The organism is Cupriavidus basilensis, assembly GCF_000832305.1.
GTDB lineage: Bacteria > Pseudomonadota > Gammaproteobacteria > Burkholderiales > Burkholderiaceae > Cupriavidus > Cupriavidus basilensis_F.
Genome location: NZ_CP010536.1, coordinates 1,761,600 through 1,784,052, shown reverse-complemented (window position 1 = coordinate 1,784,052; position 22,453 = coordinate 1,761,600). Strand labels below are relative to the sequence as shown.

General features: G+C 61.9%; 30 protein-coding genes. 9 read left to right on the top strand and 21 right to left on the bottom strand.

Features of this window, described 5'->3' with window-relative positions:
- Positions 1-56: 56 nt before the first annotated feature.
- Entirely contained in the window at positions 57-1,061 is a 1,005-nt protein-coding gene (locus RR42_RS08460) for a tyrosine-type recombinase/integrase (protein WP_043345677.1), read from the bottom strand.
- 615 nt (positions 1,062-1,676) lie between these two features.
- Here RR42_RS08460 and RR42_RS08455 point away from each other — a divergent pair.
- The 8 genes from RR42_RS08455 (at position 1,677) to RR42_RS08425 (ending at position 5,485) form a co-directional block, all read left to right on the top strand.
- Positions 1,677-1,979, top strand: a complete 303-nt coding sequence (locus RR42_RS08455) for a hypothetical protein (RefSeq protein ID WP_236701999.1) — start codon at positions 1,677-1,679, stop codon at positions 1,977-1,979.
- Complete coding sequence (locus tag RR42_RS08450) at positions 1,967-2,233, top strand: hypothetical protein (protein ID WP_043345669.1); 267 nt, start codon at positions 1,967-1,969, stop codon at positions 2,231-2,233. The genes RR42_RS08455 and RR42_RS08450 overlap by 13 nt, the downstream gene beginning before the upstream one ends.
- A 20-nt stretch (positions 2,234-2,253) precedes the next feature.
- Positions 2,254-2,676 carry a hypothetical protein gene (locus RR42_RS08445; protein ID WP_043345666.1) on the top strand — a complete coding sequence of 141 codons (423 nt, stop codon included), beginning with the start codon at positions 2,254-2,256 and terminating at the stop codon, positions 2,674-2,676.
- Positions 2,666-3,307, top strand: coding sequence for an SOS response-associated peptidase (locus tag RR42_RS08440; RefSeq protein ID WP_043345661.1), 642 nt, complete (start codon positions 2,666-2,668; stop codon positions 3,305-3,307). Before RR42_RS08445 ends, RR42_RS08440 begins: the two co-directional genes overlap by 11 nt.
- Positions 3,304-3,789, top strand: coding sequence for a hypothetical protein (locus RR42_RS08435; protein ID WP_043345659.1), 486 nt, complete (start codon positions 3,304-3,306; stop codon positions 3,787-3,789). The genes RR42_RS08440 and RR42_RS08435 overlap by 4 nt, the downstream gene beginning before the upstream one ends.
- Before the next feature lie 48 nt (positions 3,790-3,837).
- Positions 3,838-4,419: a hypothetical protein gene (locus RR42_RS08430; protein WP_043345658.1), complete on the top strand. Its 582-nt coding sequence runs from the start codon at positions 3,838-3,840 to the stop codon at positions 4,417-4,419.
- 132 nt (positions 4,420-4,551) lie between these two features.
- On the top strand, positions 4,552-4,710 hold the full coding sequence (locus tag RR42_RS39545) for an ATP-dependent DNA ligase (protein WP_201777356.1): 159 nt from the start codon (positions 4,552-4,554) through the stop codon (positions 4,708-4,710).
- A gap of 100 nt (positions 4,711-4,810) precedes the next feature.
- Positions 4,811-5,485, top strand: coding sequence for a hypothetical protein (locus RR42_RS08425; RefSeq protein ID WP_144409785.1), 675 nt, complete (start codon positions 4,811-4,813; stop codon positions 5,483-5,485).
- Here RR42_RS08425 and RR42_RS40970 read toward each other — a convergent pair.
- The 11 genes from RR42_RS40970 to RR42_RS08380 all read right to left on the bottom strand — a co-directional run bounded on the left by RR42_RS40970 (position 5,469) and on the right by RR42_RS08380 (position 12,536).
- Positions 5,469-5,600, bottom strand: a complete 132-nt coding sequence (locus RR42_RS40970; RefSeq protein WP_236702037.1) for a DUF2514 family protein — start codon at positions 5,598-5,600, stop codon at positions 5,469-5,471. The two genes, RR42_RS08425 and RR42_RS40970, sit on opposite strands and share 17 nt — an antisense overlap.
- A gap of 295 nt (positions 5,601-5,895) precedes the next feature.
- Positions 5,896-6,177, bottom strand: coding sequence for an excalibur calcium-binding domain-containing protein (locus tag RR42_RS38345; RefSeq protein ID WP_082054831.1), 282 nt, complete (start codon positions 6,175-6,177; stop codon positions 5,896-5,898).
- Positions 6,178-6,467: 290 nt separating this feature from the next.
- Positions 6,468-6,785 carry a hypothetical protein gene (locus RR42_RS08420; RefSeq protein ID WP_236701998.1) on the bottom strand — a complete coding sequence of 106 codons (318 nt, stop codon included), beginning with the start codon at positions 6,783-6,785 and terminating at the stop codon, positions 6,468-6,470.
- The gene (locus RR42_RS08415) at positions 6,782-7,207 is read right to left on the bottom strand and encodes a hypothetical protein (RefSeq protein ID WP_043345653.1); all 426 of its coding nucleotides are present in this window, start codon (positions 7,205-7,207) and stop codon (positions 6,782-6,784) included. The genes RR42_RS08420 and RR42_RS08415 overlap by 4 nt, the downstream gene beginning before the upstream one ends.
- Positions 7,194-7,685 (bottom strand): hypothetical protein, encoded by a 492-nt coding sequence (locus RR42_RS08410; RefSeq protein ID WP_043345648.1) that lies wholly within the window; start codon positions 7,683-7,685, stop codon positions 7,194-7,196. Before RR42_RS08410 ends, RR42_RS08415 begins: the two co-directional genes overlap by 14 nt.
- 79 nt (positions 7,686-7,764) lie before the next feature.
- Complete coding sequence (locus RR42_RS08405; protein WP_043345645.1) at positions 7,765-8,310, bottom strand: glycoside hydrolase family 19 protein; 546 nt, start codon at positions 8,308-8,310, stop codon at positions 7,765-7,767.
- Positions 8,303-8,701: a hypothetical protein gene (locus RR42_RS08400; RefSeq protein ID WP_043345641.1), complete on the bottom strand. Its 399-nt coding sequence runs from the start codon at positions 8,699-8,701 to the stop codon at positions 8,303-8,305. The genes RR42_RS08405 and RR42_RS08400 overlap by 8 nt, the downstream gene beginning before the upstream one ends.
- A 50-nt stretch (positions 8,702-8,751) precedes the next feature.
- Positions 8,752-10,251: an SGNH/GDSL hydrolase family protein gene (locus RR42_RS39540; protein WP_144409784.1), complete on the bottom strand. Its 1,500-nt coding sequence runs from the start codon at positions 10,249-10,251 to the stop codon at positions 8,752-8,754.
- Positions 10,248-10,937 carry a hypothetical protein gene (locus RR42_RS08390; protein ID WP_043345637.1) on the bottom strand — a complete coding sequence of 230 codons (690 nt, stop codon included), beginning with the start codon at positions 10,935-10,937 and terminating at the stop codon, positions 10,248-10,250. The genes RR42_RS39540 and RR42_RS08390 overlap by 4 nt, the downstream gene beginning before the upstream one ends.
- Positions 10,938-10,940: 3 nt before the next feature.
- A complete protein-coding gene (locus tag RR42_RS08385) occupies positions 10,941-11,234 on the bottom strand; it encodes a hypothetical protein (RefSeq protein WP_144409783.1) in 294 nt (97 codons plus the stop codon).
- Positions 11,235-11,292: 58 nt separating this feature from the next.
- Positions 11,293-12,536 (bottom strand): IS3 family transposase gene (locus tag RR42_RS08380; RefSeq protein WP_144409723.1). Its coding sequence is split into 2 segments (ribosomal slippage): positions 11,293-12,180 and positions 12,183-12,536, totalling 1,242 coding nucleotides; the frame shifts between segments, so codons are not numbered across the junction.
- 194 nt (positions 12,537-12,730) lie between these two features.
- On the opposite strand from RR42_RS08380, the gene RR42_RS08370 reads away from it, so the two are divergent.
- Complete coding sequence (locus RR42_RS08370) at positions 12,731-13,849, top strand: acyltransferase family protein (RefSeq protein ID WP_043345630.1); 1,119 nt, start codon at positions 12,731-12,733, stop codon at positions 13,847-13,849.
- A 37-nt stretch (positions 13,850-13,886) separates the two neighbouring features.
- Here RR42_RS08370 and RR42_RS08365 read toward each other — a convergent pair whose 3' ends face one another.
- The 9 genes from RR42_RS08365 to RR42_RS08320 form a co-directional block, all read right to left on the bottom strand.
- Positions 13,887-14,705 carry an alpha/beta hydrolase family protein gene (locus RR42_RS08365; RefSeq protein WP_144409782.1) on the bottom strand — a complete coding sequence of 273 codons (819 nt, stop codon included), beginning with the start codon at positions 14,703-14,705 and terminating at the stop codon, positions 13,887-13,889.
- A gap of 216 nt (positions 14,706-14,921) precedes the next feature.
- Positions 14,922-16,622 (bottom strand): hypothetical protein, encoded by a 1,701-nt coding sequence (locus RR42_RS37670; RefSeq protein ID WP_144409781.1) that lies wholly within the window; start codon positions 16,620-16,622, stop codon positions 14,922-14,924.
- A 136-nt stretch (positions 16,623-16,758) separates the two neighbouring features.
- Positions 16,759-17,442, bottom strand: coding sequence for a hypothetical protein (locus RR42_RS08350; RefSeq protein ID WP_043345624.1), 684 nt, complete (start codon positions 17,440-17,442; stop codon positions 16,759-16,761).
- Between the two features lies 1 nt (position 17,443).
- Positions 17,444-18,568 carry a baseplate J/gp47 family protein gene (locus RR42_RS08345; RefSeq protein ID WP_043345621.1) on the bottom strand — a complete coding sequence of 375 codons (1,125 nt, stop codon included), beginning with the start codon at positions 18,566-18,568 and terminating at the stop codon, positions 17,444-17,446.
- A 3-nt stretch (positions 18,569-18,571) separates the two neighbouring features.
- A complete protein-coding gene (locus RR42_RS08340; RefSeq protein ID WP_043345617.1) occupies positions 18,572-18,973 on the bottom strand; it encodes a hypothetical protein in 402 nt (133 codons plus the stop codon).
- Positions 18,974-18,983: 10 nt separating this feature from the next.
- Complete coding sequence (locus RR42_RS08335; protein ID WP_043345614.1) at positions 18,984-19,853, bottom strand: hypothetical protein; 870 nt, start codon at positions 19,851-19,853, stop codon at positions 18,984-18,986.
- A 3-nt stretch (positions 19,854-19,856) separates the two neighbouring features.
- Positions 19,857-20,369, bottom strand: coding sequence for a phage baseplate assembly protein V (locus RR42_RS08330; RefSeq protein ID WP_052494529.1), 513 nt, complete (start codon positions 20,367-20,369; stop codon positions 19,857-19,859).
- Positions 20,366-21,490: a phage late control D family protein gene (locus RR42_RS08325; RefSeq protein ID WP_043345612.1), complete on the bottom strand. Its 1,125-nt coding sequence runs from the start codon at positions 21,488-21,490 to the stop codon at positions 20,366-20,368. Before RR42_RS08325 ends, RR42_RS08330 begins: the two co-directional genes overlap by 4 nt.
- A 6-nt stretch (positions 21,491-21,496) precedes the next feature.
- A complete protein-coding gene (locus tag RR42_RS08320) occupies positions 21,497-22,414 on the bottom strand; it encodes a LysM peptidoglycan-binding domain-containing protein (protein ID WP_236701997.1) in 918 nt (305 codons plus the stop codon).
- Between the last annotated feature and the right edge of the window lie 39 nt (positions 22,415-22,453).

Genomic DNA, 22,453 nt, shown 5'->3' with positions numbered 1-22,453 from the left:
ATGTGCTCGTTGCAGTAGCGCTGATCTGGGAAGATCGGCGCTATTGCTCGCTACCGCTACACCAACAGCCGCGCAATCTCCGCCGCACTAGCGTTGTAGTAGGTCATCAACTCATTCAGATTGGTATGCCCAGTCATCCGCGCCAGGTCGAGCACCGGGATCTTCTTCGCCAGCCTGGTGATCGCCTCATGCCGCGTATCGTGGAAAGTCACATCCCCCACCGCCGCCCTATCCCGCCCCACGCGATAAAGCGCGTCTCGACTGCTGTTCGTCAGGTTGAAGAGCGGTTCGCCCTCCTCGACTGCCGGCAACAGCTGCAGCAACTCGACCGCACGGCTCGATAGCGGCACGTCGCGCGCACCGCCGTTCTTGGTTAGGGGAAGATGGGCAACCCGGGCAGTCAGGTCGACTGCCTGGCTTGTCAGCCCCAGGATCTCGCCGGAGCGCATAGCCGTCTCGATGGCGAACAGGAAGGCAACGGCAACGCGTTGCTTAGGTAGAGCGACGGGGAGCCCCTCCTGATAGCCCAGGGCCGCCGTGATCGCGGCAACCTCAGCCTCGGAGATGCGCCGCGCCCTGGGCCGGCTGTCTGGTGGCCGGCGGACCGGCTTCATGGGGTCGGTGATCAGCCAGCCCCACTCGTCCCGGGCCACCTTGAGCGCATGAGACAGCAGGCACATCTCGCGGGACACGGATGCCCCTGACACCTCGCGTAAGCGGGCATCGCGCCAGGCGGTGATGTGTTGGACTTTCAGGTCGGCGAGCCGGATCGCGCGGAACGGCTTGCCGTCGATCTCCTTGTTGCCGATGAGCTCAAGCCGGTAGATCTCCCAACGTTTGCCTCGCTTCTGAGGGCTGACTTCTCGCTGGTAGCGGTCGAGCACGTCGCCGACCGTATGCGTCTTGCTGCCTTGACCATCGGCCAGGGAGCGCAACTCTGCTTCCCGCTGTACGGCCCAGGCCTGGGCCGCTGCCTTGGTATCGAAAGACCGGCTTTCGCGCTGACCGTGGACGAATACCGACGCCTGCCATCCTGCTGCCTTTTTCCTCAGACTTGCCATTGCCCAAATTCCTCAGGGGCCCCCGGAGCCAGAGCAAACGCGCTCATCCCGATATTGTGGTGTGCTTATCACATGGCATTGTACCGAGCAGGCTGCGCCTGACGTAGTGCGGGCGTAATTTAGGCGTAATGAGGCGTAGTTTCGTGGGTTTTTGTGCGGCATTCCCGACACGAATGCCGAGACGCGCAAACGCCTAGAAACCCTTGTGGGGCTTAGGTTTGCGGCATGATTTGGTGTGGATTTGGGTAGTGCGGAAAGAGGACTTTGGTGCGAGGGAGGGGACTCCCTCCCACTTTGAAATCAATCACTTAGTGCACTTATGGGGCCGGTTTGGGGCCAAAGTCGCCGTTAGCGCCCCGAATCGAACTGGCACCCGAATCGCATCCCGAACCCGCGGTGGGAGCCAGTATAGCGCGCGGTTGCCGCCGCGCCCCATGCGCCGCATGGTCTCCGCGATCATCGACACTGTATATCCATACAGTTAACTCAACTATCAGCACCCGCATTAGGACGACTCCTATACTGGACATCCATACAGTATCCAGTGAGAGAGACATGTTCGCCTGCGCCCCTGAAGCGGCCTATCTATATAGCCAGTCCCACGGAGCGGCCCGTTTGGCCATCCGCTGCCCTCGCCTGACAATCGAGGACCCGCTGCTCACCGCCGACACCTGGAATCCCGAGGTCGAGGCCGCCGCGCAGGCCGCCAGCGCGACGATCACCCTGACGGGGGTCGATACCGCCGCGATCATGGCGCTACCGTGGACCATCGACCGCCTGGCGTTCGACTACCAGGGCGCCTCGCTGAGCTTCCAGCTCGCCCACAGCATTGAGTTTGCCGGCCCGCGCGCCATCCGCCTGCGCACCCGCGGCGAGCGCCACTATGCCACCCAGCGGGAGATGGCATGTTCCCTGTGACCTACCAGGCGGCATCGATCTTCTTGGAAACCCAGTTCCTGCCCGGCGACACGGCCGAGTTGCGCCTGGACTGCGAAGGCGTCACGGTGTCGGCCAACGCCGTCACCGTGCACGGCATCGAGACGCGTCATATCGAGAAGATGGCGTGGACGGCCGATTACCTGTCGTTCGAGCAGGACGGCCAGCACCACCGGATCAAGGTGGCCCGGCCGGCGGTGACGACGCCGCTGCGCGCTCGGTTCCCGCGCCGCTGACTAGCTGCACCCGCCCCACCATGCCCCCCAACACCCCAGAGAATTGGGTACGCGCGCTGCGCCAAGCCGTGCGCGGCGGCACGCCAGATGCCTATGGCAATCCGTTCAGCATGCAGCTGTACCTCCTGGACCCTCACGGCCAGCCAGTCCACACGCTCGACGGGAACGCCCATCGTGAATTTCTGAGGGGCTGGTTCAAACGCTTCGTGCTGCGCACCGACCTTCCCGAGCAGGATGCCCGCGTCTGGACATGCTTCTGCCCATGGTCGGACAAGATGAGCGACAAACCGGTTTTCCTTACCCACCTGATTGGCGGCGGCATCGACAAGATCTTCACCTCGCCAACGTGGCAAGATGCGCAGGATAAGCACCGGCGCGTCTCGGAGAAGGCGCGGCGGGTGTTGCCGCTCACGCCCCTGCCAGGAGATGAGGATGTGCACTAATTACGCCCCCGTGCAGCGCCAGCTGCTGCGCGACGTCTTCGGCGTCGAGCCGCCACCTCTGGACTATCCGCCGGAGACCTGGCCGGACTATGCCGCACCGATCATCGTGGGCAACGGCGACGGCGCGCGCCAGGCGCTTGTGGGCACGTTTGGCATGGTGCCGAAGACCCGCATCCCGCCGGGCGTGGCCAAGTTCGATACCACGAACGCCAGATCGGAGACGGTCGGCGAAAAGCGGTCGTTCTCGGGGCCGTGGAAGAAGGGGCAACTCTGCCTGGTGCCGGCGTCGAGTTTCTACGAACCGTTCTATGCAGAAGGGCAAGCAAAGTCGGTGCGCTGGCGGATCTGGCTGAAGGACGAGCCCGAGTTCGCCATCGCGGGCCTGTGGCGGGATTGGCCGGATGGCGCCTACTCATTCACCATGCTGACCATCAACTCAGACAAACACCCGCTGATGAATCGCTTCCACGCCCCGGGCAAGGAAAAACGAATGATCGTCATCCTGCCGCGGGCGGAGTGGGATGACTGGCTGACCTGCCGGGATCCGGAGCGGGCGAGGAGCTTCATGCGGCCCTATCCATCCGAACTCATGGCGGCCGAGCCGGCGCCGCGACCTTGGAGAATCCAATGACCACGCAAGACCCGAAACAGGACGAGTGTGCGTTGGAGCTTGCTCGCCGTCAACGTATCCGCGACTCGCTTGGAGAATGGTGGGCGAGGTTAGCCAAAATGTCGTCCATATGGGACTTGGAAACTGTAAAACACTTAGTGATTCTCAACGCCGCCGGATTCGCTGGTGTATCGACGCTTCTGGCTAGCAACAAGCTCACCCCGCAATGCATTGGGCCAGCCACTCTGCTCGGATACGGCTTCGCAGTGCTGCTGGCCGTGCTCAATATGCATTTGGGCGGAAAGAGTTTTGAGCGGATGGCCAGTGAAGTCAAAGACAGGATCTCGCTTACAGGGCAACTGTCGGAAAGTATGGCTGGGATTTTCGATCGCCCAAAGGCCGGTAGAGTTCTTAATATAGTTGGTCAATTTTGTGGATGGATGTCGGCGACCTTAGCGGCAGCCAGCACCGTTGCGGTCGGCATCAGCCTTGTGAGTCGTTAGGCCCCGGGTCCACTGGAACGGGCTAAACTAGTTGCATGGGGGTACGCCATGAAACAACTGAGCCGGGATTCCTTGTATGAGAATTTGCAAGCTGCTAGAAAGGCCTTCAAGGAGTTTGTGGCGACGGCGGGCCTGGACGGCGCGAATCCAAACATGGGATTGTCAGAGCGGGCACGACTTATCACCGACGCCAATCTACGTCGACAGTACTGCGATCTCGCAATAGTGATGCTCAAGGCGAACACTGCCTATTATCGGCCGGATGCGACGCCCTTGCCGGAGCCGAAGAGGAGCAGCGCTGCGCTTATCGTTCCGACCCTGATTGTGGCTGCTATTGCCCTGCAAATGTTCGGGCCGGTCGTGGCCCTATTGGCTGCCGCTGCTTGCTATTGGCTTGCGGAAAGGGATGCTGTGAGCAGGCATGAGGTCGCGGTTCGCAATGCAGAGGAACACGACAAAGAAGTCAAGGAATGGCAGGAGACCTTAGCGGGATGGGAACGGGAATGCTCGGAGCTAGAGAACGCCCGCGAACAAATGCATAGGGACAACACGCAACCGCTTAGCGCCGTGGGGCGCGAACTTATAGCCTCCGTTGCACGAGCCATGGGACTGGAAGCAAAGGACCGCTAATCAGTGCCGAATGGCACCGGCTCATTTAGCCCGGCCCCACAAGAGCAGACTCGGCCCCAACGCTCGCTAAACACGCGCGCCCTCGGTCAATTGCAAGTCCAATCGGCGCGCATAAAAGTACTACGGGTACCGGTGCTGGCCGATCCGCCGGCCGGCCTGCTGTATGCCCAGGACGTCGACGATGGGAAATGGCTCTACGCCAATGCGCTGGCGCTGAATCTGGAGGGGATCGTCGGCAAGCGCGCCGGTGGTACCTATCGGGCCGGCGTCTGCTCCCGCGCGACTGGGTGAAAATCAAATGCGCCGGCCGGTGCCTCCGGAGCGGTTCAACTGGCAGGAGACATTCGCGGTAGACTTGCACCCAGCACTGACTGCCCGAGACGAAAGAAATATGAAATCGGAAGAAATTTCTCAGAGATGCAATGAATTGATCGCGCGAGGCGTGGCCATCGAGGCGACGGTCAAGCGCTCCGAAAGATACGGTAGAGAATATTGGGTGACTGATACTGCAGCAATTCAGGATTCCCGGGCTTGGCTTTCCTCTGCGCAGAATCTGATCCGAATCTCCGCACCCTCAGACTCGCATTTTTCAAGTGAAATCGCCAAGATCCTTGGCGACGATTCACTCATAACCGGAGTGCCAACGAAAGCATTGGACGCGGCGATTGGATTGTTGAGGTCTTTGGCGGAAGAACTTGATCTTGGCTTACTTCGTACTGCGGAGTTTTATTACACCGCATCTACTTTTGATGAGTTCCTTGATCATGCTGAGGACTATCACAAGCGAGGGAAAATAACGGAATCGGCCGTGTTATCGAGTGCTGTCTTCGAGGACGCTGTCCGGAAGACAGCCGACAAGGCTGGCGTCCCCCAGGCCGGGATAAACCTTGATCCGCTCATCGATGCCCTCGTGAAGAAGGGCACGATCACACCGGTGAAGGCGAAACGTTGGAAGGCCCACGCGGCCGTGCGCAACGAAGCGCTGCATGCACAATGGGACAAGATCGAACTCCGCGATGTCGGCGATCTCATTCGCGGCACGCGAGAGATCATTGAAGATCTTTGATTTGTCCAGATTCGCTTAGGGCGTCGTATGCGCGCTCACAGGCCTGCCCGGCGATGCGGGCGGCGTCAGCGTACCCAGCCAGGATTCCCGCGCGCTGGTCAGCCCGGCTGAGCACGTCGGCGAGCACCCCAAGAAAGTCGCCGACTAGCCCCAGCCCCGATCTACTTTCCCTTGCTCGGCGGGTTGTTGCCTCTGCCGGGGCCTGATTGGTGTCCAGGCACCTTGCTCGGCCAATTGGGATTTGCAGGTATCGCGTGGCCGGCACGCCCGGTAATTTGCATCGACATACGCATGATGGTCTCCAATGTCGTCATCGACGATTTGATCCTAGACCATCCACGAGCTCACTGGCATGCAGCTACGGCCGCCTTCAGCCACGTGTCACACGTCGCGCGCTGGCCCGGCGCCATCTACGAACACTGCAGTGGTGGCACTTCGCAAGGGATGCCATCGTGGTCGCCGTCAATCTTCACGCCTGGGCAATTGCGCAGGTAAAAACGAGCTTCCTCGCAGGAAGCCATTTGGCTGCAATGCTGCTTCCCCTGGCACTGAAAGACCGGCGAAGCTGCAGGAGATGTCGTCGCTTCAATCATGGGTTCGGCAGGTTGAGCAGCTTGCTCAGCCTTGGGCGCTTGCTTGAAATAGAACCAGGCGGCAGCCGCCGCGACGCCGAGCAATAGAAGTTTGTTCATGTGACCCCTCGTTATCCCCGAAGGATGCCACAGCAAGCCACGCAGGGGCAACGCGACGCGCCGGAGGCTGCTGCGCCACGTCACCCGTGCCGCTCCCGCACCTCGTTCTCCAGATCCTCCGCCCCTCGCGGCTCCGCGACGCATCCCTTCCTCGGAAGGGTACTAAGATTGCTGCAACGCACCACAATTGATTTCGGCGACAGATTGACCCCCGTTGCCAAACCTCGAGGGTGTAGGCGTCTACCCTGCCGCCTACACCCCTTTTTTCCATCTGTCGCAAGGATGGATGTTCACTGACACGTCGCCACCGCCGCCCGCAGCCTGACCTCATACCCCGCCCGCAACGCCAGCTCGGCCAGCGCCGCCCGGAACCACTCGAAGTCGCTGGTCGTCTCCGGCACCTTCGCCAGCGGCCAGTCCGGCTCGGGGATCTCAGCCGTCTTGCACGGCACGGCCACCGGCACCCTCACCTCCACCGGCTTCTCGATCACCTGCGGCGCGGCGGCGCATCCGGCCAGACTACAAAACGCGGCGCAAATTATTCCCAAAATATTCCTGCGTGCCGCCAGCGCCGCAGAATTGCGTTTTTGCGCAATTTGCCCATTCATAGCTTCCCCCGCTCGGTCGTGAAGGTCTGCCGCAGCCCGTGCAGCGATGCGCACTGATCCGACCCAGGCACCTGCGCCTGGATCTTCCCGGCCAGCAGCGTGTACTTGGACTGGGCCGCCTGCGCCTCGGCGTCGGCCTTTGCCGCCTGGTACTGCCGCAGCTTGGCCTTCGCCTCCAGGTCGGCCACCGCCGCGTTCTGGGTGGCAACCAAGCCGGCCAGCGCCTTGTTGTCGCCCTGGGCCTTGACCAGGTCGGCCTGGGCTTGCGTCAGCTTCGTGCGCGCCACGTCGCGTTCATGCCGGTAGGTCAGCACCGACCCGCCGGCCAGCGCCAGGATGATCAGCACGGTGGCAAAGAAGATCCGTTCGGGCGTGGCGAAGACGGCTTTGATGGCCGCACAGACGGCTTCAAGAAGCAGCATGGTGAATCACCTCCGTCGGCGTGAATTGGTACCCTTCCCGCGCGTACTTCTGTGCGATCCAAAGCGGGAACGGCATGTCGTGGATGCCTTCGTCCTTGCCGGTGTGGTGGGCCTTGCAGAGCAGCAGGCCGTTGACCGTCATGTCGTCCACGAAGGTGTAGGGATCGGCCGGGTCGAACTTGTCCCAGTCGAATGTGGCCGCGTGCGGGCCCAGCGCGCCGGCGCGCGCGAATTCAGCCACGCTGGCCCAGTCGATCATGTTGGCCAGCGAGCGCTCGATGGGATGGTGGTGGGCCTCCAGCGGATGGCCGCTCACTTTTGCCGTCTCTCCGCAGATGAAGCAACGCCCGCCCTCGCGCTCGATCAACGTCTTCTTGGAATGCAGGAACAGCGGCGTGGTGGTGCGCGCCTCGTGCCCGGGCAGCAGCACGTCGACGGCCAGGGTCTCTTTCTCTTCGTGGGTATCGGTGACAGCCATAGGGGCCTCAGAAATGCAAAAAGCCGCCCGAAGGCGGCTGGAATGAGAAAAATGTGGTGGGGCTGAGGGAAAACTGGGGCTACGCGCCCAGCACTGCCTTGGCCTTCACCCAAAACGCCCGCCGCTCGGCGATACCGTTGATCCCGCCGTTGATAGCCCGCGTCAGGCCCACGAAGTCACCGGCATCCGCAAACCGATTCAGGTTGTGCGTGTGCCAGTACCATCCAGCAGACGCCGCCGCATGCACGGGAAGCTCGAGCAGCTCGGGATGCGTCAGCAGGTCCAGGTGCAGCCCGAACCCGCACAGCAGGTAGTTCTTGCGGCCGGTGACCTGGATCAGGCCGCGCCCCATGAACCGCTTGCCGTCGCCCACCTCGGTGTTGCCGAGGTCCGCCCTCCCCTCGTACCGGCGCTGCGTCGGCGTTGGTCCCCAGATCTCGCGCAGCAGGCGCAGTTGCCCAGACTCATGCGCGACCTGAGCCACGAAGGCGGCCACCCGCGTGGGCGTGTTGATCTCGAACTGCAGCATCGCGGCAGCCAGCGGCACGGCGAACACGTCGGCCCGCGCGCCGGCGAGCGGCATGATGGCGTGCAGCTGGGCGGCAGTGACGAGTGCGTCAGCCATGATTGCCCCCCGTCACCGCGTCACGCACGTCCTGAGCGACCTCGCCCAGATCCTTGCCTTCGCGCTTCTCGATGAAGTTGAAGGTCCACCGGACGACGGCCCACGCAGGCAACCCACAGGCAAACGCCAATCCGATCAGCGCCACCAGGCCGATGTACTCGCGCGCCCAGACCAGCAGCCCATATTTCATGATCACGGCAGATCCGCCGCACGCTGACCCGACGACAGTCGAGGTCAACCCTACCGCCCATTCCTTCCTGCTACGTGGCGTCATCATGCACATCACAACGAGAGATGCGAGACCGGCCCCAATGGCCCCCGCACCGGCGAGACCGCCGATTAGCTTCCAGCCGGCTACGCCTGCGGCGCTGCCGCTGATTGGTTCGGACATTTGTGACCCCGGAAATGAAAAGGCCCGCTCGGGGCGGGCTGTGGTTTTGTTTAGGTGCCAACCAGTGATTGCAACGTCGTTGCGACACGCAGGGACGCCAGATAGTTGAGATAGTCGCGGCCCAATCCTCCCGGATGAGCACCGTCGGATGCAACGTAGAAGTCCCAATTGCCAACCCCGGTTTCCGCCGTCGCCTTGCCGGTGCTCGTGGTCATCAGCCACCCCTCGGCAGTCGAGTCGATATAGGCCGTACGCGTCTGATCCTGCGCCGCAAAACCAGCAGCGATAGCGCTAGATAAGGTGGTTGCTGCGGCACCGGACGCAACAATAGGCCCCAGCCCAATGAGGTAGCAATCCGGGTTGTTGGCGCGCAGAGCGGACAACACCTTAGTAACTGCGGCAGTTACTACCGACGAACCGGCGGCCGCATCATTCTGCGACCCCCAAAATACATACACGTCTGCATTCATAGCAACGAAATCAGCAATGCGCTTGTCGTCGCTCCACGCCGGACCGTTTGGGGTAACTGCGCTATTGACTGTGGCCCATCCAGTCCCACCGATAGCATTTACCTTGCAACGATCAGCCATGCCGAGCCTTTGGGCCATGATGTAGCCCATGTGCTCGCCGGCATAGTTGCCGTAGGTCAGGCTAGAGATGGAGTCGCCTATCTGAGCCAAAATTGGTTGATTCGGGGGCGCCGGGTACGGAAGGATGCTTCCTTGCGAGCGTACGTTGATGCCATACAACTTGAGGCCCGAGCCATGCCAGATCACCTCAATCTCGCGCAGGCGGCGAGTGGCGTAGGCCGCCAGCCAAATTGGGCTGACGAACGTCGCGCCAGTGCCGCTGCCTGTGGTCGATGCTTGCGAAATGGTGCCAGTCGGGACGACCGTGTAGGCGCCGATGTTAAGAACTTCCACCAGGGAGACGGCCCCGCTGCTCACCTGAATGACATTCAGCACAGCCGCAGTGCCGGTACCACCAGCTAGCGTGATCTGATCGCCTACTGCGTAGCCAGATCCACCCGCGCTTTTGCTGATCTGCGCCAAAGTATAAGTGCGTGTATTCGCGGCATCGCCAAAGTCAAACTTGACGTAACATGGATTTCCACTGTTCGGAAGCGAGATGGCGCGAGTCTTTGCGGCATATTGATCACCGCCCAACAGATCGCGGACGGTAATGCCGACCTGTCCGAATTGAGTCCCGCGAAAACACGCCTCAAAAACAGGCTCATCCGTAACGAAGCACGTGCGAATGGGGCTATTGTTCGCTTGGTTTGACCCATCGGCAAAGGTGGTGCCTGTGCCAACCCCGCGATTCGTGCCGTCATTAATGACCACGCATCCAGAATGCCGAAGGCTGACATTGTCGAATCGATGCGAAACATTGCCCGAGGTGAAGGCATTGATTGCAGAAGATGAGCCGCCAAGGGTGATGGTTGGGGGCGAGGCCATGACGCCGTATGGATCGCGCAGTTTGTTGAAGCTACGCGCCCAATTTTGCACCCGGCTAGGCCTTTTTTGCGGAAACGACATCGGCATAATCAAGCCTCCCGAGCGGTGAAAGTCTGACCAGTCGTCGCGCCAATGATGCTGATGGCGGACGGCGAGCAGTAGGACGCAGGGGTTTCATAGAGCGCCCCGGCTTGTATCTGGATTGACGGCTGCGAAAGTACCGCCGTACCGCCAATCTCATTCAGCCAAAGATCGCCCGACGAGTTGTTTTGAATCCACCAAGCGCGCCGGTTGGCATTGGCCGCCATGAGCACCTGCGCAGTACCGCCTGCGGCGATCGAACCACTGCGATCCGTCGGCGGGATGCTGGCCGGTACCGGCTGCACTTGCATGTCCGCCGGATTCCCATTCTTCACCGCCATGTGCTTCGCAGCACCAGTCCCATTCAGCGTGGCCGAGAAGGAACCCGAACCAGCCACCGACAGCCGCGCGCGAACCTGCTTGAACGCGGCGCAGTTGAATTCAAAATCGCCCGCTGCGGTGATGGACATCACGCCCGCAGCGCCCGCCACGAGGGGGTAGACCTTGATCGTGTCCCAGGTCGTACCGGCGATAAGCCCTTCGATCACGACCGTCGCGCCGGCATTCGTGCCGGAGAGGTTGACGCCGACAGAGCCCAGGGAATCGGTCGCGAGCGTCACGGCGTCATTCAGCGCCGCCAGCGTGCCCGACGTCGACTGGTTTGAAACGCCTACAGGGAAAAATACGGAGGTCGTCATCGCTTAGAACCTTTGAATGGACGCCACTTGGTAGCCGTGGCCGTTGGCGTCGATGGTGTATTCGGTCGGGATGCTGTTGAACGTCTCATCCACCATGACGAGCACCTTCCGAGGGAGAGTGAACGCGCCAGCCGTCAGAGCGGCCTGCATGGCGGCGAAGGTGGGGAACGACAGTTGCGCGACCAGGGCGCCGCGTGTCATCCGCTTTTCCGCGCCGGATTGGGCGCCGTAGAGAAGATCGGCGTCGCCGATGGGGGCGGCATCCGGGAAATCTTTGAGCTGCTTGCCTGCGGCCATGTCTGGTACCCTGTCAAGTCCTGACATAGGTTGACAGGTTTTGTGGCGCCGTGGGCGCCTAGCGTTCCAAGGTAATAGACGCCCGATGAACCTCATCGGGCGTTTTGTATTTCAGGGCTTGATGGGGGCGTTCACGGTTATAGATCTGTACGGACTCCTTCACCATGCGAGCCGCTTGCTGCAGGTCAGTTGGTCGGTTCAGCAGGAATTCGCTCTTGAGGATGCCGTTGATGCGCTCGGCCATGGCGTTCTGGTAGCAGTCGTAGCCGTCGGTCATGGAACAGGTCAAACCGTGCCGCTGATGGATGGCCTGGTAGTAGGTCGCGCAGTATTGAATTCCTCGATCCGAATGATGTACCAGCGTCTGCCGGGTCCGGCGCGAGCGTAGTGCCATTTTCAGCGCCTGGCTCACCTGCTCGGTCTGCAGGCTGTCATGGACATGGTAGCCCACGATCTTGCGCGACCAGGCATCCGTAACAAGACTCAGATAGACGGTCTGCTGGGTGGTGGGAAGGTACGTAATGTCAGCGACCCAGACCTGCTCGGCCGCCGTGGGCACTACCTTCTGCGGCCCCTCCTTGAGAAGATTGGGATGGCACCGGAAACGGTGATGGCTGTTAGTGGTCTTGTGATACGCCCGATGCGGTTTCACGAGCAGCCTGGCTGCGCGCAGAACATCAAATAGCCGGTCTCGGCCCACCCGGATATCTGCCTTCGCCAGCGGCGCCTGCAGAACCCGCTGCAGTTTTCGCGTGCCCAAACGGGGTTGGCGCAGCCGCACTTCGGTGACCAATGCGCAGATCCTGGCGTCTCGGGCCGTTTGTCGAAGCTCGCTGTGGCGGCGCTTGTAGTACGCCTGGCGACTGATGCCAAAGTAACGGCAAGCCCTGCTAACGCTTAGCCCTTGGACGAGCTCTTGCGCGAGGACTTGCCCGAAGGCTTTTTTACGACGCGTACCCCGTGCTCCTTCTGAATCACGTCGATCACTGCTTCGAACAGTCGCGCCTTCTCCTGCGCCTCGCGCAACTGGACTTCCAGTTCCTTGATGCGCTGCTCCGGCGTGCGGGGCTTGGCTTTACCTTGCTTTTCCATCGTCGCGTACCGGGCGCCCTGTGGCAACGAGCCGCTCCAGTCCTGTAGTCCGTGCTTGCGTAACCATACCAGCACCGTGGACCTCCCCTGGATTCCGTACTTGTGTTGCGCCTGCTTGTACGTCAGTTCGCCTTTTTCCACTTCCTCAACGACCGCCAGCTTAAAAGCCAGCGTGTAGTCGCGTTGGGTTCGTTTCCGATCTATATCCAAGACACTCTCCTCATTGCTGCGGGAAAAGTGTCAACCTTAGTCAGGACGGGTCACCCAAAAGAGAAAAGCCCGCGCGGTGGCGGGCTTTGTAGCGCCGTCAGTTCTGGCGGCAATCTGGAAAAGTAAAATAGGCGCGTGTAGTAATATCCTGCGCTGGCAGCGCGAAACCACCAAAACGACACCCTCCAACACGGATGAAGCCCATTAGCCACAATTTCCGACCCCTCTCCGAGAACGAGTCAAAACAACTTGACTCTCTTCGTGGTTTTTCAGCCCTGGCCGTGTTGGTGGGTCATACGAACCAAATCGTGGTTGCGCCTGCCTACGACAAGTTAAGCCCATGGTTCGGGCTTCTCTCGCAGAGCGCTGTAATGGTGTTCTTCGTGATGAGCGGCTTTCTGATTGCCAAGTCGATTAAAGGCAATATTGCTCGACACGACGGCAACCTTCTCTTGCGGAAGTACCTTTCGGACCGTGTCATCCGTATTTGGCCCCCGCTCCTTTTCTCCGTCGTTTTGATGGCGCTGCTGTACCAACTGGCGCCAGCGGTATTTCCAAGCGGCTCAAATGCTTTTCTGCCTGCTGAACGAAATGCACTCGCAAGACAAGCATTCATCTTCGAGCCCACTCAGATGCTTGGGGCTGCGCTGGCGTTGAATGACTTCTTTACGGACACCCCATCCTCCAACGGGCCGCTCTGGAGCCTTTCCATCGAGGTCTGGTATTACGTTCTGGCTGCGATCATTGCTTGGCCGAGAGGATGGTGGAAGATCCTGTCGGTGCCAGCCGCGACTGCGCTCTTCTACGTCGGCTGGAACAACGATCAGTTCTACTACTACCTACCCGTCTGGTGGGCCGGCTACGCGCTGTCCGAGTTGCACGACCGCCACTGGATTCCGCCTGCCAAGTATCTGCGGGCGGCCACAGCAGCCTTCTCTGTTGCCGCTGCCGCGTTCGCGTACAAGTCATTGACCGTAGCAGATGCCCGCAGCGCCTGGCACTTTCTCGTGCTCTTCAACGTGACCACGGGGCTTTGCTTCGCGGCGATTCTCGGACTGTTGCTTTCCGGAGCAATACGTGTCCCTACGGCCTTTGCACCTGCCGCCGCCTACTCATACACGCTGTATATCGTCCACATGCCGCTTCTGCTGTTCGCATTCGGCATTTTCCAAACCACAATTCAAAGTTCCACAGCGTTAAGCATCGTGGCGGGGGTGAGCTTCGTCCCAGCTATCGTTTGGATTTCCAAAGCTGCATCCAGGATCTTTGAGAACCGCCCACTCGTGCGCTCGATTCTTCCTGTGTTTCGGTAAGCTCCACAGGGAATCCGGAGCATGGTTCGCTCCGGCACTACGGCGCATTGCCGGAATCTGACTCAGGCCCCTTCAGAATCCACTGGGCTGCTATATCCTGCGACGCGGTGCCGTGCCCTTTGTTCGGGGTGATTATTGTGGTGAAATCCACAGGATTACCGGCCCCCGCAGCTACGACACCTACGCCGAAGGAGATTGCTTCAGCGGTGCCTACACGATCGTCGCTGTTTCCGATCTGCATGAAGATGCGACGACCGGCAAACTTTGCAAAGTCGTTGGCGAGCCCATACATCGACTGATCGACGACAATGCCACGGAATTCCGTCAATCTTGCCAAGTCCGTCACCGGCGACAGGAGGACCACCGTCCCGATGCGAGAATCCGCGGCAGCCGCGCGAAGGGCAGCATAGCCGCCGCGCGAAACGCCGATTGCCACGACATCCACCCCGCTCGCCACTCCCTTGGCTACGAGATCAGAGATCGCATCCGAAGCGCGTTTAACCATGGGGGCAAAGATGTCGCCATTGCCTTGCTGAACGCGAGTAGCCCAGCAACCAAGGCCCGCTGTCTCACCGGCCTGCAGGTCTTGACCGTGACAAGTGACATCGACAGCGGCGATTGTGTAACCCGCCGCCTGCAAAGTCTTCGAGACTGACGTGAAAGTGCCATTCAGCGAATTGGCGACGTCCGTGGTGAAAACCAAGGCCAGCGGCTTTGCCGGAGACCCTGGCAAAACCCCGTAGCTAGCAGTTGACACGTTGCCAACCCGCGTTGCGTCGGCCTTCTGGTCAGAGCCGCAGCCTCCGATCAGAGTCATAGCCACGAAGCCAGCGGCGAGAAATTGAGTAGGTTTCATACCCCAATTCTACCGGCATTTATGCTGGTCCAGCAGGGTCCGACGGAACATGTGCATCGTATACCGACAACACTCCGGCCACCACATCTTGGGGCGTGTCGTCGAAGAATTCGATGGTCCCGTCGGCCCTCCAACTGAAATGCTGGCCCACGAGATTCCCATGCGCGACGAGATCAGCAAAGAAGTTCGATCCGATTCTCTTCCTCGTTACCATGATTAACCTCGCGTGGTGACTGACATGTTGACTTGGCCGTTGCTAGCCCCTAGCGCTGCGCTACCACCTGAGGTCACTGCGCCCCATAGTTGGAAGATGTGGAGACCTTCTGTAAGCGTCTTCGCCCCCGTGACGGCGAAAGTCTCTGCAAAGATTGCGCTGCCCGCCAATCCGAAGTTTCCGTAGCTGCCGAACTGAATCCCATCGGCGACCAGGCCCAGCGATCCGACGCCGCCAGACGTAGCCACAGATGCCGTCCCGCTGCAGGCGGCTGAGAACCCTTCATCGCCCCAGCACAGCATGCTGACGCGGAGCGCCGCAGTAACCTCTGCGACACTCGTATTGGTGAAATTGACCGGAGACCCGTTGGTGATGTTGTCGCCAGTCAACATCCGACGGTTGAAGAAGTTATGGCACAGCGCGCCGGAGAATTGACCCGGCGTGGCTGCGCTGGTGTAGATCATCCCAACCAGTGTCCGCGTCGCGTCGCCTGTCTTCTGCTCGATGCCGGTCGAGCCCGTCGTATGGCCCGTGGCCGACAGTTCCAGCGCCATCGCACCGGCGTTCATGTACGCGTAGACGTAATACAGCGTCGAGGCGGCGAGGCCACCGTTGCCAATCGTCACGCCAGCGCCAGAGACCTGCTGCGGCACGCCGTTGATGACGAGGTTGTTGCCGTTGTACGGCGCCAGCTTCAGCGACGTGCCGCTGACGACGGAGAGGCGGCACTGGCCGTGGCCGATCTGGCCGAGCTGGGCGGCATGTTGCGGTTGCGCGGCCGCAGCAACCTGCAGTGCGCCGCCGGTACATTCCAACAACACAAACGAACTGATGTCCGCGCGCCAGACGAACAATGCGCGCCCGTTGGCCACGAGCTCGTTTCCTTGTAGCGCCTGGTGCGCCGCACCGACAACCGGCGCCGGGCTGATCACACCAGGATTCGGCGTGAACGTCGTTGCCCCTGTATTGGCGGCCTTGATCTTGACCCAGAACTGCTGATTGTCCGTGAGCGTGGCCGACGGCAGCGGGAAGCTGGCCTGCACGACGTTGGCAGAGCCGTTGTCGCCCCCATAGACCAGGTTGCCGTTGATGGCGGACTGCAGCACGCCGCCGGGCAGTACCGGCGCCCCCGGATAGGCCGCAATATTCGCGCTGGTCAGCGACGCCGCGCCGTACGGCACCGTGACCACCCACAAGCCGACCCAGCCCGTGTCGGGCGTCGGCGTAACCTGTGACCCCGTCGCCGCGGCGACGCCCGCCTTGACCTGGTAGGCCACCACACCGTCGCGGAAGGTGTTGCTGGTCGCCCCGGTGTTGTTCGGGCCGGCCCACGGTTGCGTCGGATTGGCCGAGTTGTAGAACTGCAGCACGACCGGCGCGGTGCCCGTGGTCGGGTCCAGGCTGATGTCCGCATCCTGGTACTGCGCCTCGATCAGGTAGTTGATCGACTGGCCGCTGGTGCTCGGCAGCGCAAAGGCGCCGGTCGTGTACGTGCCGAGCTGGATGCCCTGCTTGAGGATGCTGTAGGTCGTGTTCGCCGGCAGCGTGCCGCAGGCAGTCGCTTCAAGCGGCGCGGCCTGGTAGATTTCGCCTGCACCGATCTGCACGGTTATGGATGCCGGCGTCGTGGGGGTGCATGCAAGGCCGTTGGCGACTGCGCTGGTGCCGAAGATCGCCGCGCAGACCTTGGCAATCGCCGTCATGGTGCTCTGGGCCTGCGCAGAGTCGTACCACTCATACACCTGGCTGCCTACATACGTTTCAACGCGTCGCATATGGGGATTCTCAATAGGAAAGGGCCGCGCACGGCGGCCCTTCGAAGGATGGAGAGGAACAGGGTTAGTTCGAGATGAGCACGCCGATATTGGTGGCGATGGGCTTCGTGGCGTTGATGGCCGCCAGAATGTCGGCATCGGTCGCCACGGACGTTTGCTCGGACAGCGAGCCGAAGGAGCCGTGAGAAAGCGGCGTGCTGAATGCGGACCAGGCCGCAGCGTTGCGGTAGGCGGCGCCCGCCGAGCCCCCGGCCACCAGTGGCCGGTACGCCGTGATGAGTGCGCCGAATGGGCAGGCAATCGAGCCGAAGCGCGCCACACCGAAGAAGCCCGGCGACGTGGGCGCGCTGAAGCAGCCGGTATCGAGTGGCCTGGCCGGTTCGAAAATAATCGGCGCGCGCCCGGTCAACTGCGTCAGCACACTGATCATGGCCGGCCGCGTGGCCCGCTTCTGGAAGATCGCGACCTGGATGCGCGCGATGTAGCTGGAATCGAGCTCGTTCGGCTTGCGCGGCAGCGTCCCTCCGAGAAAATCTGCCGCCCAGATGTCGATCCAGCCGCCCGTCGAGGTCTGCAGGCGCGTTTGCGCCCAGAAGAACATGATCAGCGCGTAGGACACCGCCAGAACAGATGCGATGCCGCCCAGCACCGCGGTGATGATGGGGGCCTGCGCCCAGCCCCCGAACCAGCCGCGGGGCACGTAGGCCTTCAGTCGCGACAGGATGTCGTCGGAATCACCAGTCGCCATATCAGGTCACCGTAATTACGCCAGCCAGGACGCGCTGCTGCGGAGTTGGGACAATATCGGCGGTGCCGCCGTTGAGCAGCACGTTCGCGACATTCGTGACGCCTTCCACGTCGAATGCGACGGTGGACAGGTACGCCCATGGCAACTGCACCCCATCGCCGAGCCCATTGATGTAGGCCTGCAGGTCGGCGGCGACCTGCGCGGCCACCGCAGAGTGCGTGTATCCGGTGCCGGTGGTGATCGCCATCGATACGGCGGCGGTGAGGATCGTCGGCCCATGCACCCCGTAGGTCGAACACAGCGGCCGCACCGCCTCGACCGCGTTGGCGACGTTGGTCAGCGTTGTTGAGGACGGATAGCCGGTGCCATCGTCTGCAATCACTGTGAAATAGCCGTTCTGGGTCGAGCCGTTGTACTGCTGGTTCTCGGTGATGATCCCGGTGATGTTCAGGCCCACGCTGGCGATGGCGTTCTTGACGGCCAGCAGCGTCGCCGACTCCAGGCTGGCGATGTACAGCACGAACCGGGCGCGCGCCGGCGCGTCCTTTTCTGCCGGCACGCCATTCTGGAAGGCCGCGGCGTTCGTGACGTAATCGACGCCAGAAATGGCCGTGCCGAGCGTGTTCACCGCGCCTGCCGAGACGTTTCCGATGGCGCCCGCTACCGTGCACTGCACCGTCACATTCACGCTGGCCTGGCCGGGCGGCAGCACGTAGCCGCCTTGCGCGGCACTGTACGCAGCGTTGGTGGCGTCGGCGACGACGGTGTACAGGACTGAACCGTCCTGCGTCTGGACCGTCGCCCCCACCGGGACCAACGCCTGGTTGGTGGGCGTGTAGCGCGCGAAGGATTCTTGCCCGGTCGCAGCTACCGCCGGCAGCCGGGCAAAGCCAAACTGCGCGAACCACGAATCCAGATCGGTTCCGTTGGACGTGGCGGCACGGGTGAGCGCACCCACCTGCAGCGCCAGCCCCTGCAGCCAGAGGGACACGCCGCCCATCGCCTCCGCGATGGCACGCAGGACCGACCCGATGGTGAAATCCACCAGCTTGGACGCCCGCCCCTGCACCGCTGTGGCGAAGTTCGAGACGATCTGCGCGAACGACTGAGTGTTGAGATTCGCCATGGCTCACTTGTTGATATCAAACGTCACCGACTGCACCGCCGCGGTGTTCGTGTCGGTGTACTTGATGGCTGCACTGATGCCGTCACCGAAGTCCGTCAGGTTCACGTTCGGGCGCGGCTGCCGTGCCACCGCCGATTCCAGTAGCATCTGCCCCCGGATCAGCGCCTTCGTAGCGCCCAGGTCGCCCGGCAACCCCACCTTGCGCGGCAGGCCGGCGCCGTAAGTTGGGTGCCATGTGTAGTCGGCTGACGCAATGGGCTGCCCTGCCGCGTTGCTGAGCTGCGGGTTGGTCAGCAGGCGCCGGTAGACGCGCTGCGTGCCGGTGGTCGGCCGGTCGGCCAGCATCAAGTCCCCGGACGGCGACGCGGAAAGGTCGCTACCGTAGTAGTGGTAGACATCGATCATGTGGCGAGGCTCAGAAGGTGATGCAGACCGTCGGGAAGCTAAAGCCCAGCATCGAAAGCGTTCCGGTGACGAAGCTCATGATCAGCGTCATGGGATACGCCACCAGCGATGAATAGAGCACGTTCAGTCCCTCGTTGAACTCGTGCTCGTAGCTGCTGTAGTTCGGGATCAGCGGCACCGGCAGCGCGGGCAATGCAGGGAAGCCGGGCACCACCACGGCGCCCAGCAGTGCGTTCAGTGACGCGTTCCCCGAGTTGATCAGCGCCGTGAGGCTTCCGAAGCCGGGAAACGCGGCAATGACCATCGCCTCGATGCGGGCCAGCGTCGGCAACGTCGGCAGTGCTGGCATGGCCGGCAAATGCAAATTGCCAGTAACCTGGTTAATCAGCCCGAAAACGGTGTCGAGCAGGTTGTTCATGTAGCCCTTCACGACCATCTTCACCGTCGTCACCAGCTCGATAGAGGGGACCGACAGGCTTCCGAAGATGGGCGTCTTGAGGTACGGGAAAATGCTGGGCCCGTGCGCCGCCAGCGCCGCAGAAATTCCCGAATAGATCGGTGCGGGGTTCATTGCCAGCAAGTCGATCAGCGTCAATGCGGTGCCGGGGATCGGCGGAAGAATCGAGGACAGCGAGAGCCCAAGGAACGAGGTCAGCGGCGTCAGGAACGCGGTGAAAGTTGTCAGCATCTGGTAGGACTGCAGTTCCTGCACGAGCTGCACGATCTCGCCATTGATGTTCGAGATGTCTGGGTAGATTGGATTCGGTAGAGTCGGCAGCGCGGGGATCGAGATCGAGCCGGGCGGGAAGGTCATCGCCGATAACGCGCCGTTGTAGAGGCTGTTGAAATCGGGGATTGGCGTGCTCGCGCATAAATGCATGGATCAGGCCCCGTTCATGCTGATCAGCGGCGCATGGACCGATACCTTCGTCTCGCTGGTAAGTGAAATCTCCTGCACCGCGGTTACCGTGATCTTCCCTGCAGCATTGATGTCCACGTCGCCGTTGGTGACCAGCTTCACGAAGCTCCCTGTCTCGTGTACCGCCCAGATTTCCCCGGACGGGACCGCAATCGCCTGTTGGGCGACCGAGAAGATCCGAGACACGATCGTGCCCGAACTGAAATCCCCATACTCGAACACCACCAGCACCTGGTCGCCGATCTGCGGGCCGACAGCCACCCCCCAGCCGTTGCCGATCCCGATGGCGCCCAGCGGCATCCAGTTGGACTCGGTGGGCGGCACGCCCGGGTCGCGTGGTTCCAGCGTCACCTTGACCGCGTGACTGGACGCGTCGTAGCTGCTGATCGTCGCCAGCCGCGGCTGCGACACGTCGTTGGTCGCCATACGGGCCTGCTGGCGGATGGCGTTCGCCAGCGCGTGGTCTCCTCGGCTCATATGGTCGCAATCGTCGATTCCGGCGAGTGATTCTTCGCCGTGATGGTCATGTCGTAGCCGCCGTCGAAGTTCATCGAGCGGTGGATGGTGTCGGGGAAGTACTGCTGGTCGAATGCAGTGCCAGTCCCGCTGAAATCGAGAATCGAGGTGGTGTCCAGGTCGTTGTCGCCCGGCATTGCCAACCCTTCCAGCCGCATCTCGTGCGCGACGATCTGCTGGTACCAGCTCTGGGCGCGCTGCAGCGCCTGTTCCTGCGTGAGGTTCGGGATCGTGCGCGAGTAGATCTGCGCACCGGAGCCCAGCGCCGACGAGCCGACCCGGATGGTCTTCACGTTCGACGGGTAGGACACCGCAAAGCCCTTGGCGTACTTCTTGTTCCAGGACCGGATCTTGACCTGGATGCCGCGCGAGACCGTCAGGGCCCGCCGCATCTTGAGCGCCTCGAAGTTGGCCTTCGGGACGCCGTCGGCGCCGGTCGCGACCTCGTAGACGATCCGGTACGGTGCGGTGGTCTTCGGGTCCGGGGGCGGCTGGAAATACAGCGACTGCCCGCGCACCCAGACGCGGAACCCCTCGATGTCCGCCAGGTAGTTCAGGATGTCCCACTCAGACCGCTCGTCGGTAAGGTTGACGTGGTCGATTTCGTAGTACTTCCCAACCCGCGTGGTGGTGGTTTCCACCATCGGCGTCAACCCGTGCTTTTGCGCCAGCGCCGTGGCAATCTGGGACGCTGTTTGGTTGGGCCATTTCTGCGTGGTCTTGGTGTCGATGAAGACGCGCGTCAGGTCACGCCCGGGCACCGTGACGGTGTTAGTCACCGGGTCGATCACGACATCGTCCGCCTGCCCGTAGATCCAACTCTTCAGGTCGGACGGCCCGTAGTTCACCGGGTCGCTAGGGAAGCCGATGAAGAGCTCGACGAACATGTCCTGTTGCTCGGAAAACCACGCGGCATCCCGGTCTGGCGGTAGCAACGCGCCCGCGAACGTGCAGCGGAACGTGTCGGCTGAATAGAACGCATTGTTTTCGAGCTCAAACTCAACCCAGCCATTGATGAGGACGCCATTGACCTTCACCGCCCCGCGCGGCTGGCGCCCGGTTGGTTCCGTGAATGAGGTCATGGGTCGCTATGCACTGAGTACGCCGCCACCCGCGCCGCTGCTGTACGGAGGGATGATCAGAGTCGTGATGCCTGGCAGTTCCGGGTCGGTGATGTTGTTGGCCTGGGCGATCTGCGTCCAGCCCGTGGCGTCACCGTATTCCTTCGAAGCGATATCGAACAGGTTGCCACCGCCAACCGTGATCGAGCGCCCACTGGAATTGATCTGCGCGAGGTTGGTGGACATGCGGCCCAACACACCCTGCAGCTGCACCAGCGGAAGCTGCATGGCCGTCGCGTTCAGTTGCGCCGTGAAGCGCGCGATGTTCCCGGCCAGCGGCACGGAGGGCAGCACGCCCGCCGGCACGCCCACGCTGGCCAGCACCGAATCGGTCGTGGCGATCAGCGAGCTCACGCTGCGCACAGCGGCGTTGATAGGCTGCAGTACCGATGCGATGGTGCTCAGCGATGCGCCCACGAAGCTTCTAACCTGACCGACCGCGCTGGTGACGTTCGCCATTAGGCCAGAAAGCCCGCTGTCGCCGATACTGTCGGCCAGCCCGTTGGCGGCATCCAGGTCGCCGTTGATCAGGTCATCTGCATCCGGCGCGGTGTCGTCGCTGACCGGCGCGGCCAGGTCCTTCAGCACCTCAAGGGCAATCCGGTACGGAATCCTGCCGAACCGCAAATCCGGGTCGAAGTCCCGGATGTAGACCAGCTTGTAGATCTCGTCCAGTTCCAGCGCGACAGGCAGCCCGGCGTCGCGCATGGCCTCAAGCAGACGCGCGCGATCGAGCGCCGACTGGCCGTCCTCCGTCGGCATGAAGATGCCAGACCAGGCAATCGGCTTCGGGTCCGCGCCTAGGGCTTGGATGTCCCGCACGCCGCCAACCATCTTCTTGATTGCTAGGCGCTGCGAACCGCCGAAGGAAATCTCCTCGGGCACCTCGAAGTCCTGGAAGACAAAATCACCAAGGATTAGGGT

Coding starts and splice junctions, on each gene's coding strand:
- RR42_RS08460 (WP_043345677.1), bottom strand. CDS start 1,061: ATGGCAAGTCTGAGGAAAAAGGCAGCAGGATGGCAGGCGTCGGTATTC.
- RR42_RS08450 (WP_043345669.1), top strand. CDS start 1,967: ATGTTCCCTGTGACCTACCAGGCGGCATCGATCTTCTTGGAAACCCAG.
- RR42_RS08445 (WP_043345666.1), top strand. CDS start 2,254: ATGCCCCCCAACACCCCAGAGAATTGGGTACGCGCGCTGCGCCAAGCC.
- RR42_RS08440 (WP_043345661.1), top strand. CDS start 2,666: ATGTGCACTAATTACGCCCCCGTGCAGCGCCAGCTGCTGCGCGACGTC.
- RR42_RS08435 (WP_043345659.1), top strand. CDS start 3,304: ATGACCACGCAAGACCCGAAACAGGACGAGTGTGCGTTGGAGCTTGCT.
- RR42_RS08430 (WP_043345658.1), top strand. CDS start 3,838: ATGAAACAACTGAGCCGGGATTCCTTGTATGAGAATTTGCAAGCTGCT.
- RR42_RS08425 (WP_144409785.1), top strand. CDS start 4,811: ATGAAATCGGAAGAAATTTCTCAGAGATGCAATGAATTGATCGCGCGA.
- RR42_RS38345 (WP_082054831.1), bottom strand. CDS start 6,177: ATGAACAAACTTCTATTGCTCGGCGTCGCGGCGGCTGCCGCCTGGTTC.
- RR42_RS08420 (WP_236701998.1), bottom strand. CDS start 6,785: ATGAATGGGCAAATTGCGCAAAAACGCAATTCTGCGGCGCTGGCGGCA.
- RR42_RS08415 (WP_043345653.1), bottom strand. CDS start 7,207: ATGCTGCTTCTTGAAGCCGTCTGTGCGGCCATCAAAGCCGTCTTCGCC.
- RR42_RS08410 (WP_043345648.1), bottom strand. CDS start 7,685: ATGGCTGTCACCGATACCCACGAAGAGAAAGAGACCCTGGCCGTCGAC.
- RR42_RS08405 (WP_043345645.1), bottom strand. CDS start 8,310: ATGGCTGACGCACTCGTCACTGCCGCCCAGCTGCACGCCATCATGCCG.
- RR42_RS08400 (WP_043345641.1), bottom strand. CDS start 8,701: ATGTCCGAACCAATCAGCGGCAGCGCCGCAGGCGTAGCCGGCTGGAAG.
- RR42_RS08390 (WP_043345637.1), bottom strand. CDS start 10,937: ATGACGACCTCCGTATTTTTCCCTGTAGGCGTTTCAAACCAGTCGACG.
- RR42_RS08385 (WP_144409783.1), bottom strand. CDS start 11,234: ATGGCCGCAGGCAAGCAGCTCAAAGATTTCCCGGATGCCGCCCCCATC.
- RR42_RS08370 (WP_043345630.1), top strand. CDS start 12,731: ATGAAGCCCATTAGCCACAATTTCCGACCCCTCTCCGAGAACGAGTCA.
- RR42_RS08365 (WP_144409782.1), bottom strand. CDS start 14,705: ATGAAACCTACTCAATTTCTCGCCGCTGGCTTCGTGGCTATGACTCTG.
- RR42_RS37670 (WP_144409781.1), bottom strand. CDS start 16,622: ATGACGGCGATTGCCAAGGTCTGCGCGGCGATCTTCGGCACCAGCGCA.
- RR42_RS08350 (WP_043345624.1), bottom strand. CDS start 17,442: ATGGCGACTGGTGATTCCGACGACATCCTGTCGCGACTGAAGGCCTAC.
- RR42_RS08345 (WP_043345621.1), bottom strand. CDS start 18,568: ATGGCGAATCTCAACACTCAGTCGTTCGCGCAGATCGTCTCGAACTTC.
- RR42_RS08340 (WP_043345617.1), bottom strand. CDS start 18,973: ATGATCGATGTCTACCACTACTACGGTAGCGACCTTTCCGCGTCGCCG.
- RR42_RS08335 (WP_043345614.1), bottom strand. CDS start 19,853: ATGCATTTATGCGCGAGCACGCCAATCCCCGATTTCAACAGCCTCTAC.
- RR42_RS08330 (WP_052494529.1), bottom strand. CDS start 20,369: ATGAGCCGAGGAGACCACGCGCTGGCGAACGCCATCCGCCAGCAGGCC.
- RR42_RS08325 (WP_043345612.1), bottom strand. CDS start 21,490: ATGACCTCATTCACGGAACCAACCGGGCGCCAGCCGCGCGGGGCGGTG.